The 12,023-nt window shown below is 70.6% G+C and carries 10 protein-coding genes and 1 pseudogene; all 11 read right to left on the bottom strand.

Translation table 11 applies throughout. From position 1 onward, the window contains the following. Positions 1 to 205 precede the first annotated feature (205 nt). A pseudogene (hypE, locus tag BMG523DRAFT_RS16920) lies at positions 206 to 1,222 on the bottom strand (hydrogenase expression/formation protein HypE); the annotation flags it as partial. Further along, entirely contained in the window at positions 1,212 to 2,384 is a 1,173-nt protein-coding gene (hypD, locus tag BMG523DRAFT_RS16915; RefSeq protein WP_051623916.1) for a hydrogenase formation protein HypD, read from the bottom strand. The gene hypD and the pseudogene hypE, both read right to left, overlap by 11 nt. After that, entirely contained in the window at positions 2,381 to 2,683 is a 303-nt protein-coding gene (locus tag BMG523DRAFT_RS16910; RefSeq protein WP_011436380.1) for a HypC/HybG/HupF family hydrogenase formation chaperone, read from the bottom strand. The genes hypD and BMG523DRAFT_RS16910 overlap by 4 nt, the downstream gene beginning before the upstream one ends. A gap of 7 nt (positions 2,684 to 2,690) precedes the next feature. Beyond that, on the bottom strand, positions 2,691 to 5,138 hold the full coding sequence (gene hypF, locus BMG523DRAFT_RS16905) for a carbamoyltransferase HypF (protein WP_235463202.1): 2,448 nt from the start codon (positions 5,136 to 5,138) through the stop codon (positions 2,691 to 2,693). A gap of 179 nt (positions 5,139 to 5,317) precedes the next feature. Further along, positions 5,318 to 5,530, bottom strand: a complete 213-nt coding sequence (locus tag BMG523DRAFT_RS16900; RefSeq protein WP_023841716.1) for a hypothetical protein — start codon at positions 5,528 to 5,530, stop codon at positions 5,318 to 5,320. 27 nt (positions 5,531 to 5,557) lie between these two features. Beyond that, on the bottom strand, positions 5,558 to 6,241 hold the full coding sequence (locus tag BMG523DRAFT_RS16895) for a DUF5947 family protein (protein ID WP_011436378.1): 684 nt from the start codon (positions 6,239 to 6,241) through the stop codon (positions 5,558 to 5,560). Then, complete coding sequence (locus tag BMG523DRAFT_RS16890) at positions 6,238 to 6,813, bottom strand: NifU family protein (protein WP_011436377.1); 576 nt, start codon at positions 6,811 to 6,813, stop codon at positions 6,238 to 6,240. Before BMG523DRAFT_RS16890 ends, BMG523DRAFT_RS16895 begins: the two co-directional genes overlap by 4 nt. Beyond that, positions 6,806 to 8,599 carry a nickel-dependent hydrogenase large subunit gene (locus tag BMG523DRAFT_RS16885; protein ID WP_011436376.1) on the bottom strand — a complete coding sequence of 598 codons (1,794 nt, stop codon included), beginning with the start codon at positions 8,597 to 8,599 and terminating at the stop codon, positions 6,806 to 6,808. The genes BMG523DRAFT_RS16890 and BMG523DRAFT_RS16885 overlap by 8 nt, the downstream gene beginning before the upstream one ends. Positions 8,600 to 8,692: 93 nt before the next feature. Continuing rightward, complete coding sequence (locus tag BMG523DRAFT_RS16880; RefSeq protein ID WP_011436375.1) at positions 8,693 to 9,757, bottom strand: hydrogenase expression protein HypE; 1,065 nt, start codon at positions 9,755 to 9,757, stop codon at positions 8,693 to 8,695. Continuing rightward, positions 9,754 to 10,359, bottom strand: a complete 606-nt coding sequence (locus tag BMG523DRAFT_RS16875) for a hydrogenase maturation protease (RefSeq protein ID WP_011436374.1) — start codon at positions 10,357 to 10,359, stop codon at positions 9,754 to 9,756. The genes BMG523DRAFT_RS16880 and BMG523DRAFT_RS16875 overlap by 4 nt, the downstream gene beginning before the upstream one ends. Next, complete coding sequence (locus BMG523DRAFT_RS16870) at positions 10,356 to 11,957, bottom strand: hypothetical protein (RefSeq protein WP_043591599.1); 1,602 nt, start codon at positions 11,955 to 11,957, stop codon at positions 10,356 to 10,358. The genes BMG523DRAFT_RS16875 and BMG523DRAFT_RS16870 overlap by 4 nt, the downstream gene beginning before the upstream one ends. Positions 11,958 to 12,023 lie beyond the last annotated feature (66 nt).

Raw genomic sequence — 12,023 nt, 5'->3', positions numbered from 1 at the left:
GTGACATCATCGGTGACAGACAGAACAGACACACCACCCAGGACACATCACCAGCGTCCTCGGTATCAGGAACTACACCCGACGTATCACGAAGAGCCCACAACCCCCCACCAGCANCCCGCGGACACTCCGCCCGACTCCCGCCACAGCCACGACACCGCCACACGGCGGAACCAGCCCCTCCACGCCATCGCCGAATACTTACGGTCCTCGCGACCACCATTCCCGGGTGTTCCGCGGTCACCGTACCTATCACAGCCGCGTTTCGGCCGAGTGGGCGCGCGCGCATCGCCTCGAGCACCCGATCGGCGTCCCGCGGCGCGACCATCGCCACGAGCTTGCCCTCGTTGGCGATGTAGAAGGGGTCCAGCCCGAGAATGCTGCAGGCGTCGAGGACCGGCTCGGGAACGGGAACATGCCGTTCGGTGATGACGATTCCCACCCGCGCGGTCCGCGCAATCTCGTTGAGTGTCGCGGCCAGTCCTCCGCGCGTCGGGTCCCGCAGGGCGTGCACGTCCGCGCCGGTGCGCAACATGGCGCCGACCAGTCCGTGCAACGGTGCGGTGTCACTGCGGACCTCCGTGGCGAATTCCAGGCCCTCCCGGCAGCTGAGCACGGCGATCCCGTGCAGCCCGATCTCGCCGCTGACCAGGACGACGTCGCCCGGCCGGGCCCGAGCGGGCCGGATGTCAACGCCGTCGGGAACCAGGCCGATCCCCGCCGTGTTGACGTAGACCCCATCACCGTGACCGGCATCGACGACCTTGGTGTCGCCGGTGACCAGCCGGACGCCCGCGGCACGGGCCGCCGCTCCGAGCGCATCCGCCACCCGGCCGAGATCGGTCAGCTCGGTGCCCTCTTCCAGGATGAATGCGGTCGAGAGGTACCGGGGTTCGGCGCCGGACATCGCCAGGTCGTTGACGGTTCCGTTGACCGCAAGATCACCGATCGAGCCGCCAGGGAAGAACAACGGTCGAACGACGTAGGAGTCGGTGGTGAACGACACCCGTGCGCCGTCGACGGTGACCACGGCCGCATCCCCCAGGTCCTCCGGACCGCCCGCGCCGGCGGCTGCGAAGGCCGGCAGGAAGAGATGCTCGACGAGTTCGGCCGACATCGCCCCCCCGCCGCCATGCCCCATCACGATCGTGGGGCACTCCACCAACGGCGCCGGGCAGGTCCACGCGGCCGGATCCACCGCCGTCGCGGCCTCATCCACCATGTCCCACCTCCAGCACATGTCCCGCTTCCGGCGCACGTCCCGCTTCCGGCAGGGGCTGCGCAATCGCCGGGGAGGTGCTCATCCGGCGGTAGAGGTAGTAGGCGGCACAGGCCCCTTCGGAGGACACCATGGTCGCGCCGAGCGGGGTCCGCGGAGTGCACTGCCGTCCGAAGGCCGCGCACTCATGCGGCTTGATCAGGCCTTGGAGCACCTCGCCCGATCGGCACGCCGACGACTCGGCCGTGTGGACATCCGCGACGGCAAACCGCAGCTCCGCGTCGAAGTCGCGGTAGGCCGGCGACAGGCGCCAGCCGCTGCCCGGGATGACACCGATGCCCCGCCAGGCCCGGTCGGCCACCTCGAAAACATCCCGCAGCATCGCGATGGCGGCCGGGTTGCCGGCTGCCGGAACCGCTCGGGGATAGGCGTTCTCCACCTCGTGTCGGCCGGCCTCCAGCTGCACCACGGTGCGGCGGATGCCCTCGAGGAGGTCGAGTGGTTCGAAGCCGGTGACCACGATCGGCACGCCGTAACGCCGTGCCAGGGCCGGGTACTCGCCGGTGCCCATCACGCTGCAGACGTGACCAGCGGCCAGGAACCCCTGGACGCGGCAGCTCGGCGACTCCATGATCGCGGCAATCGCCGGCGGTACCAGCACGTGCGACACCAGCAGGGAGAAGTTGCCCAAGTCGAGCCGTTTCGCCTGGAAGACCGTCATCGCGTTGGCCGGCGCGGTGGTCTCGAATCCGATCCCGAAGAACACGACCTCCCGATCGGGGTTGCGCTGGGCGATCGTCAGGGCGTCCAGCGGGGAGTAGACCGCCCGGACGTCGGCGCCCGCGCTCTTCACCCGGAAGAGGTCCCGATCGCTCCCCGGCACCCGCAGCATGTCGCCGAAGGAGCAGAAGATGACGCCCGGCCGTGCGGCGATCTCCAGCGCCCTGTCGATGATCTCAAGCGGGGTCACGCACACCGGGCAGCCGGGGCCGTGGATCATCTCGATGCCCTCGGGCAGAAGCTGATCGATACCGTGCCGGATGAGCGAGTGAGTCTGCCCACCGCAGACCTCCATGATCGACCATGGGCGAGTCGTCGTCGCGTGGATCTGTTCCAGCAGCCGACCGGCCAGCTCCGGATCCCGGAACTCCTCCAGATACCTCACCGCGTCACCCCCTCCTCGCCGGCCCCGCGGGCCGTGGCACTCACACCGGCCGCACCGTCACCCAGCTCCTCGGTCAGGAGTCCCATCCGCGCGAAGGTGGCCAGCGACTCCACCGCCGAGCGTTCGTCCAGCCGTTGGATCGCGAACCCCACATGCACGATCACGTACTCGCCGACCATGACCTCGGGCAGGTACTGCAGGCAGACGTCCTTGCGCACACCCCCGAAATCGACCTCGGCCATCCGGGCCCCGTGGCGTTCCTCGATCCCCACCACCCGTCCTGGAACCGCGAGACACACCTGTTCCTCACCCCTTTTCCCGCGTCTTCTCCCGCGCTGCGGCGACGAGCAGCTGACCGAGAGCGATCCCCCCGTCATTCGGAGGTACCCGCGCATGCCGCAGCACCGTGAAGCCCCCCGCATGCAGTGCCCTGGATGCAGCCGTCGTCAGAACGGCGTTCTGGAAGACCCCGCCGGTGAGTCCGACCAGGTCAAGGCCCACCTCGCCGCGTGCCCGCCGGGCGAGGTCCACGATCATCGCCACGACGGCTATGTGGAAACGGACCGCGGCGATGTCCACGGCGAGCCCGGCCGACAGATCCCTCACCATCGCCCGGATGACCGGCGCCGGGTCGATAATCAGCGGCCTGCCCAGCCCCTGCCCGCGCAGGGCGAACGCGTGGCGTTCGCGGTCGTCCGCGCCGCCGCCGGCCGCGGTGCGCGCCCGGGCCTCCAGCTCGATCGCCGCCTGCGCCTCGAAGTCGACCTCGTGACGGATGCCGAGCAGCGAGCTGACCGCGTCGAAGAGCCGCCCCATGCTGGAGGTCGGCACGCAGCCCAGCCCGCTGGCCAGCTGGTGGGTCAGCACCCGCCGCTCCGGCTGCGGGCAGGCGACGACCGGCGGCAGGGTGGGATCCCAGCGGACTCCGGCGGCGTGCAGATGGGCGAGCGCCATCCGGCAGGGCCGCCGAACCGCGGCGTCCCCACCGGCAAGCGGCACATAGCCCAGGTGGGCGAAGCGCCGGAACCCGCGGTAGTCGGCGATCAGCACCTCGCCGCCCCACACGGCCCGGTCGGGGCCGTAGCCGGTCCCGTCAAAGGCGAATCCCACCACCGGCCGGGTGCCGTCGAGGCCGTGCTCGGCCATCAGCGCGGCCACATGGGCATGGTGATGCTGCACGGTCCGTATCGGTCGGCCGGCGGCGTGCCGCACAGCCCACTGGCGCGACCGATAGCCCGGATGCGCGTCGGTGACGAGCTGGCGGGGGGTGACGCCGGTCAGGTGCTCGAGGTGCCGCTCGGCGGCGTCGAAGGCGCGCAGGGTGGCCAGGTCGTCCATGTCCCCGATGTGCCCGCTGAGCCAGGCCGACCGGCCCGCGCCCAGGCCGCAGGTGTTCTTGAGGTCGGCCCCGACGGCCAGCGTCGGGGGCACCTCGAACGGCAGCGGCACCGGCAACGGCGCGTAGCCACGCGAGCGGCGTACCGGCGACGGGGCACCATCGACCACCCGGACAACGGAGTCGTCGCAGGGCACCCGGATCGGACGGTCGTGGCGCAGCCAGCCATCGACAAGCGGGGCGAGCCGGCGCAGGGCGTCGGTGTCCTCGGCCGCGATCGGCTCGCCGCCGAGGTTCCCGGAGGTCATCACCAACGGCGGCCATCCGGCGGTGCCGACGGTTCGATGGAGGGGCACGGGCTCGCCTGGCAGGCCGAGCAGCAGATGGTGCACCGGCGTGTAGGGCAGCAGCAGACCGAGATCGGGGTTGTCCGGGGCAACGGAGTCGGCGAGCGCGGGACGGCCGTCGCGACGGCGGCGCACCAGCACGATGGGCCGAGCGGGGTCGGTGAGCAGGGCCGCCTCCCGCTCGTCGACATGCGCCAGGGCCCGGGCCGCAGCCAGGTCGTGGACCATGACGGCGAACGGCTTGCCGCCGCGCCGTTTGCGGCGTCGCAGGGTCGTCACCGCCGTCGGGTCGGTGGCGACGCAGGCGAGGTGGTAGCCGCCCACCCCCTTCACCGCCAGGACGCCACCGTCGGCGAGCAGCCGCCGCGCCGCGGCGAGCGCGTCCTCGCCGGTCCGCGGCGCGCCCAACGGCGACACGAACTCCAGGCGCGGTCCGCACGCCGGGCAGGCGATCGGCTGGGCATGGAAACGTCGGTCGGCCGGATCGGAGTACTCCCGCTCACACACGGGGCACATGGCGAACCGGGCCATCGTCGTTGCCGGCCGGTCGTAGGGAAGGTCGGTGATGATCGTGAACCTGGGTCCGCAGTTGGTGCACGTGATGAACGGATGCCGGTAACGCCGGTCCGCGGGATCGGCCAGTTCCCGCAGGCAATCCGGGCATGTCGCCACGTCGGGGGCCGCCGCCGTACGCCCACCCGCGGCCGGCCGGGATCGGACGATCGCGAAGCCGGATCCGCCGCAGGGCGGAAGTTCCGTGGTCACGACCCGCTCGACCATGGCCAGCGGCGGCACGTCGCAGCGAAGCCGGCGGGCGAAGTCCTCGACTGCGCCGGGGGTTCCCTCGACCTCCGCGACCACGCCGCCGGTGTCGTTGCGCACCCAGCCGGTCAGAGCCAGCTCCGTCGCGGCGGCGTGGACGAACGGCCGGAAGCCGACCCCCTGGACCAGCCCCTGGACGACGAACCGTCGCCGGGCCCGGCCGCCTGGGCCGGCCTCCCGGCTCGGTTCACCGGCCCCGCCCACCGAGAGCACCGGCCGGGTCATGCGGCCCGCCGTGCCGTCCGCCATCACATCTTCTCGATCCTGATGTATCGGACGAGGGCCGGATACTCCCTCCAGAATAGGCCGACGGCACCGGCCACGCCGACTGTCGCCAGCACCAGCTTGCGACTACTCATGTCCACCTCCTCGGTACCGTTTTCCCACGCGTGTCCGCGGGCTTCGGGTGGTGCGCCGCCTGCTGGGCGCTACCCCGGCGGCAGGTTGGGCATGCTCCTCGGCGCGACGGGATTGCGCCTCTTCGGTCGGACGCCGGTGGAGCGCCGAGCGTCGGCGCTGCCATCGGCGTGGTGCCCCACCTGCCATCGGTACGAACCGGTCGCGTTGCCCTGTGCAACCCCCTTGACGTGCGCGGTGGCGTCCGGCGCGACGTCGGGCTTACCGACCCGGATCTCGGCCATCTCGTCCTGCCCTCCCTCTCTTTCCTCTCAGCCCCGCCCCGCGGGGCCAGCGCGGCCCTGGCCCGTGAGATGCACCGGCCGTGCGGCCCGCACCGGGCTTGCGGGCCGGCGGCCGAGATCGGCGAAGAACCCGTCGATCGCCGGCCACACGCGCAGGCCTCCGGACAGGCCCCTCCACTCCCGCCGGATGACCGCCACGAGCCGGTGACAGTCGTCGACGGGAACGATCCAGTGCTCGTGGCGGCCGTGGGTAGTGTTCGTCAGCAGCGCCTCGACCAGCGGTGTCAGGTCACCCAGCGCCGGGCAGCGCCGCACGATGCCGCGCCACGTGCCGGGCGCGACGCCCCAGCGGGTGGCGCCCATCGGGCTGGGATAGCGGGCGCTGACCGAGCCGTCGGTCCCGACGACGAAGAACGCCAACCCCACCGGGGTACCCAGCTCGTCCGCGTCGAGTGCGGGAAGCCGCAGCCGTCGCCGGGGAACGAGCCGGAAGTGCCCACGTCCGGCCGCCTCCCGGTCGAACAGCAGCGCGCACGCCTGGCAGGCGCAGAGCAGCTCGTCGCGTTGTTCGTCGAGGATGTGCCGATGCTCCGCCGGCACGGCGGTCCGGCACATGTCGCAGCGGGCCTCGGCCGCGCCGGCGCGGTCGGTCGCGGCGCGCACAAGCCGCCGCAACGCGCCGTCGGCCGTCGGGGACATCGGGGCCGTCATGGACCCACCCCGTCGGCGACGGGCCGGGCGAGCACGGTGTCGAGGGGAACGAAGGCGGTCCGCTCGGGTTCACCCGGCGCGGGTAGGCGCCGGACGTCGGACAGCTCCGGCGCGACGGCGAGCACGGCCTGGCGAACCGCCTCGGTGACCCCCGCCGAGGTCGAGCCACACCCGCCGAGGGTCAGCCGGACCTCGGCCACCCCCCGTTCGATCCCACTCAGCTCGATCTCCCCACCCCGGTCCCGGACTGCGGGTCGAAGCTGCTCGATCGCCCGCGCGACCCGGGCCCCGACCGGCTCAGGATGGACGTCGTGCAGGACGAGCAGATGGTCGAGCAGCTCGTCGCCGGTGAACGCGGCGAGCACCTCCGGGGCTCCCGACGCGTATCCGACGGCTCGGGCCAGCGCCTCGCCGTACACCGCCGCGAGTGTTGCCACCGCGTCGATCGCCAGCTCACCACTCGGCCCCGGAATGCGCTCCACCTGCGCCAGCACCTCGTCGAGGTGGGCGAGCCGGCCCCGCACAGCGAGATCGTCGAGCCGGTGCCCACCCGCGCCGTCCGGATCAACCATGGCTGGCCCCGAACATCGGCGAGTGCACCGTGCGCAGGGTGCGGCCCCGACCGAGATACATGTGCACCCCGCAGGGCAGGCAGGGGTCGAAGCTGCGCACCGTCCGCATCACATCAACGCCCTTGAACCCCTCCGGACCGTTCTCCTCGAAGATCGGCATGTTCTGTACCGCGTCCTCGTAGGGGCCCGGAGTTCCGAAGAAGTCGCGGGGGCTGCCGTTCCACGGCGTCGGCGGGTAGGGGTGATAATTTGCGATCTTGCCGTCGCGCACCACCATGTGGTGCGACAGCACGCCGCGCACCGCCTCGTGGAAACCGCAGCCGATCGTCTCGTCCGGCACGTCGAAGTCGCAGAACACCCGGGTGTCACCCGAGCGCACCCGATCCATGCCCTGCTCGAGGAAGTACAGCGCCATCGCCGCCGCGTAGGCGACGAAGTAGACACGGGCCCGGTCCCGCTCGATCGCGTTCGACCAGGCCGGCGGCTTCCACTGCAGGTCGACGGCGGGCAGCGTGCGGCTGCGCGGCAGCGAGATGTTCACCGCGCCCCCGGTCGCGGTGACGTAGGGGGTGTTCACCAGTCCGGCGAGTGCCGTGGTGTAAAGCCGAGCGAAGGGCCCTCCCCCGGTATCCAGGGCGAGATGCTCGCCGCTGCGGGCGTCAAGCCACCGCGGGCTCATCACCCAGCTGTACTTCTCCCCGAAGTCCCGCTTCTGCGGCACCGGCAGCGTCGTCTGGTTCCACGGATGGCGCATGTCGACCGGATTTCCGAGCGGATCCCGGGTGACGAACGGCTCCTCGTTCACCCAGTCCTGGTAGAAGGAACTGCCCAGCAGGATCCGGATACCCAGATTGATCTCCACCAGGTCGGTGGTCAGCAGATCGCCGTCGACGACGATCCCGGGTGTCACGTGCATCGCCCGGCCCCAGGTGGTCATGTTCTCGTACCGGTAGTCCACGACGTTCGGATCCTGGAACGCGCCCCAGCAGCCCAGCAGCACCCGGCGGCGGCCGACCTCCTCGTAACCGGGCAGCGCCTCGTACCAGAAGTCGAACAGGTCGTCGTTCAACGCGACGGCCTTCTTGACGAAATCAAGGATCTCCATCAGCCGGCTGAGGTAGTCGGTGAACACCGTCGGTTCCGGCATCGTGCCGACCCCGCCCGGATACAGCGTGGAGGGGTGCACGTGCCTGCCCTCCATCAGGCAGAACATCTCGCGGGTGATCCGGCTAACCTTGAGGGCCTCCCGGTAGATCTCCCCCTCGAACGGGTTGAACGAACGCATGATGTCAGCGATAGTCCGCATCCCGTGCACGGCCGCGTTCGGTGCGGCGGTGGCCTCTGCCCGGGCCAGCACGCCGGGATTGGTCTGCTTGACCATCGCCTCGCAGAAGTCCACGAACACCAGGTTGTCCTGGAAGATCGTGTGATCGAACAGGTACTCGGCGGCCTCTCCGAGATTGATGATCCATTCCGCCATCGGCGGGTTCGCGATGCCGTACGCCATGTTCTGGGCGTAGACCGAGCAGGTGGTGTGGTTGTCCCCACAGATGCCGCAGATGCGGCTGGTGATGAAACCCGCGTCCCGCGGATCCTTGCCCTTCATGAACACCGAATAGCCGCGGAACAGCGACGAGGTGCTGTGACACTCGGTGACCCGCCGGTTGGCAAAGTCGATCTTCGTGTAGATCCCGAGGTTGCCGATGATGCGCGTGATCGGGTCCCACGCCATCTCCACGATCTGGGCGGGCTTCTCCCCGGTTCTCGACTGCCTGGTCGTCGTCATCGCACACTCCCTCCGGCATCGCTGGGCCCGGCCCGGACAGACCGGGTGTGCCGCCCCGCCTGCCGTCTCGCCGACGTGGGCTCCGGCCCGGTCCTAGGGGCGGTAATGCGGGTCGTAGCCGGTGGTCAGCAGCTCCCGGTTGTGCCGCCACTTCGGCTCGGTGTTCGCCGTCGCATTGGTGATGCCACGCAGCCTGCGGATGAACGACCCGTAGGGTTTGATCGCGCGCGAGGACAGGCTCCCTCCCGGCGGCATGTCCATGAACGGCATGAACTTGTCCGGGAATCCCGGCATCGTGCAGGCAATGCAGATGCCGCCCACGTTCGGGCAGCCGCCCAGCCCGCCCATCCACCCGCGCTTGGGCACGTTGCAGTTCACCACCGGACCCCAGCAGCCAATCTTCACCTGACACTTCGGCGAGTTGTAGTCCTTCGCGAAATCGGCCTGTTCGTAGTAGCCCGCCCGGTCACAGCCCTCGTGCACGGTCCGACCGAAGATCCACTGGGGTCGGAGTTGGTCGTCCAGCGGTGGCGGCGGTGCCGTGCCCGCCGCGTGGTAAAGCACCCAGGTCAGCGTCTCCATGAAGTCGTCCGGTTGAACCGGGCAGCCGGGGACGTTGACAATCGGCAGGTTGCCGGCGGAGGTGAAGTCATGGCCCAGGTAGTCGGCAAGGCCCATCGACCCGGTCGGGTTGCCGGCCATCGCGTGGATCCCGCCGTACGCGGCGCAGGTGCCGATCGCGACGACCGCCCACGCCCTGGGTGCCAGCCGGTCGATCCACCAGTTCAGGGTCAGCGGCTGGCCGGTGTCCGGATCGTTCCCGAACGACGTCCAGTACCCGTCGCCGTGGATGTTCTCGTTCGGAATCGAGCCCTCGATGACGAGGATGAACGGCTCGATGTCACCGCGGGCCGCGGCTCGGTACGGGGCCAGGAACTCCTCCCCGCCGACGGTCGGCGACAGCACCTTGTTATGCAGATGGACCGTCGGCAACCCCGGCACGAGCCCGGTGACGACATCCTCGATCGCTGGCTGGGAGGCCGCGGTCACCGACACCGTGTCGCCGTCGCAGCTCATCCCCTCGGAGATCCAGAGGATGTGCACCTCGTCGAAACCGCCGCGTCGCGAGCTCCCGGACTGCGGGTTCGTGGCCGTCATCTCGGCCCCTCCCTCCTACTGGCGGATGCTGGGGATGGACCCCACGAGCCGGGGTCTCGGACGATCTGCGCGATGAGCCGCACCGCGTCGCCGACGGCAGCCCCCGCGGCGCGGGACAGTCCCATCCGCTCCTCGACGACGGCGGGTCGGCAGCCGACGACCAGCACTCGGCCGACATCGCCACCGAGGCCCCGCAGCAACCGCAGGACCACGTCGGGAGACATGCCATGGGCGTCCATGAGGGGGATGTCATCGACGGGGGGGATGTCGTCAACGGGAATGTCGTTGACGCCGGCCCCGTCAAGTTCGGGCCGGAGCACCACGAGAGTCCCCGGTGGATCGGTCGACGGGACCGCGTCGACGAGGATCACCACGTCGTACCGGCCGTCGAGGAGCTCATAGGCGAGATGCACGCCGCGGATCCCGTAGTCGACGACGTCCACCCCGGCCGGCAGGTCCGCCGGGTCGATGCGGCGCACAACCTCCACCCCGAATCCGTCGTCGCCGAGGAACACGTTGCCGATCCCGGCGACGAGGACGCGCGGTGGACCCGCGGAGGAACCCGCGGGCGGACCCACGCGGGTGGGCGCCGGCCCGATCATGACGCACCCGGTCCGTCGGTGAGCGGTGCCAGCTCCTCGGGTGCGAAGTAGTAATGACGGCCGTACCACCGGTGCAGTTCGGCGGCCGGGTCGTCGTCCAGGGACACCGCGACGTGCCAGGCGCCGTCAACGTCCAGAAAGACGGCCTGAACCCGGGCCTCGCGCCCCCTGAGAAACATGTCGTGCGCGTCGCTTCCACAGCTGCTTCCACGGTCACGGGGATGCAGCCGGACCCGGCTGCCCTTAGCGATCATCACGCCGTCCAGGGAAACACTGTCACTGTCCGGACGGACCGACCGGTCCGCCTCCGGCTCCCACCATCGCGTGGTCGCGGCGGCAACCGGTACGCCGGCCGGCGCGGCCCCGACCGACGGAACCGGTCGCAGCGACCGGACGGCGCCATGCAGGCGGGCGAGTGTGTCCCGCGGGATCCCGTCGACCCGGTCGATAATCTCCGCGGCGCGGCGATCGGTCGCCCGAGCCTCGTGTTTCTCGTCGTCGGTCAGAGCCAGCGTGCGCAGCGAGAGGATTTCATCGATCTCGGTGGCGTCGAAGAGGTCACCCGGGCTCTCGGGGGCGATCCGGGGATGGTCGTACAGGATGATCGGCGAGGACAGCATCACGTCCGGCGCTCCGTCGGCACCGGCGAGAACGGGGAAGGTGTGGATGTTCTCACACTCCCGTGTCGCCCCGGCGGCCCAGGTCGGCGGATCGAGCAGCGAGAGGAACCGTCCCCCGCACGCACCCAGGAGGCTGTGTGTCGCGATCATCGATCGGCGCAGCGCCATCGGTCGCGCGGCGCCGGCGGGGACGTCCGCCACCGTGTTCTCGACGACCAGGCGCAGCCGGTACAGCCGGAAGGGAGCCGCAGCCCGCGTCACGGACACCCGGACCGTCGCCGAGACCGGCCACCGCCGGCGAACCACCCGAGCCGCACCGCCGCGCCCAACGTCGCGGCCCGCCGGGTTGCCGCGATCATCCAACGGCTCGATCTCCATGCCACCGGGCAGGCTCAGGCTGAACGACTCTCCACGATCAGCCTGTTCCGCCGACCGGCCCCGCACAGCCGGGTCGGCCGGGTCGGCCAGGTCAGCCAGGTCGGCCAGGTCGGCCAGGTCGGCCAGGTCGAGGGTGAGACCGGCCTCGCGCGGCACCGCCTCGTCGAAACTCAGCCGAGCAGCGCCGTCCGCCTTCAGCGCGTCGACCTCGCCGAACGCACCATCGGCCCCTCTGACCTCGACCGAACGGCGCTGGAGTTGCAGAAAGCGCAGCCGGACGACAACCGAGGCGGTCGGGGACAGCTCGAGAAGACAGTCGGTCTGCTGGCACCACGCATCCGTCGATCCGGCGACGGTCCGTGGAACCGGCCCACCCGCCTCGACCCAACGCCGCGGCGCGAGCACCCCGAACTGCCACCGCATCCGGTTCTTGCCCGAGGAGCGGCGATACGGATAGAGCAGATAGCCCTCGTACAGCACCGCGTCAGCCACTGCACGGGCCGACGCGAAACCGGCGGGACAGCTCCCACCGGCCTCGTCGGCACCGGTGCCGGCCCCCACGTCCACGTGAAGGGTGGTCCGCGCGCTGGGCGCCGTCATGGCGAGCGATGCCCAGGACAGGACGAACCCGCGAGCAGCATGACAGTCCCCCTTCGGCGGAGCCGT

It is taken from the genome of Frankia sp. BMG5.23, assembly GCF_000685765.2.
GTDB classification, from domain to species: Bacteria; Actinomycetota; Actinomycetes; order Frankiales; family Frankiaceae; genus Frankia; species Frankia casuarinae.
The sequence above is the reverse complement of the archived record's forward strand: the minus strand, read 5'-3'. Positions and strand labels throughout refer to the sequence as shown.

Coding starts and splice junctions, on each gene's coding strand:
- hypF (WP_235463202.1), bottom strand. CDS start 5,138: ATGGCGGACGGCACGGCGGGCCGCATGACCCGGCCGGTGCTCTCGGTG.
- BMG523DRAFT_RS16900 (WP_023841716.1), bottom strand. CDS start 5,530: ATGGCCGAGATCCGGGTCGGTAAGCCCGACGTCGCGCCGGACGCCACC.
- BMG523DRAFT_RS16895 (WP_011436378.1), bottom strand. CDS start 6,241: ATGACGGCCCCGATGTCCCCGACGGCCGACGGCGCGTTGCGGCGGCTT.
- BMG523DRAFT_RS16890 (WP_011436377.1), bottom strand. CDS start 6,813: ATGGTTGATCCGGACGGCGCGGGTGGGCACCGGCTCGACGATCTCGCT.
- BMG523DRAFT_RS16885 (WP_011436376.1), bottom strand. CDS start 8,599: ATGACGACGACCAGGCAGTCGAGAACCGGGGAGAAGCCCGCCCAGATC.
- BMG523DRAFT_RS16880 (WP_011436375.1), bottom strand. CDS start 9,757: ATGACGGCCACGAACCCGCAGTCCGGGAGCTCGCGACGCGGCGGTTTC.
- BMG523DRAFT_RS16875 (WP_011436374.1), bottom strand. CDS start 10,359: ATGATCGGGCCGGCGCCCACCCGCGTGGGTCCGCCCGCGGGTTCCTCC.
- BMG523DRAFT_RS16870 (WP_043591599.1), bottom strand. CDS start 11,957: ATGACGGCGCCCAGCGCGCGGACCACCCTTCACGTGGACGTGGGGGCC.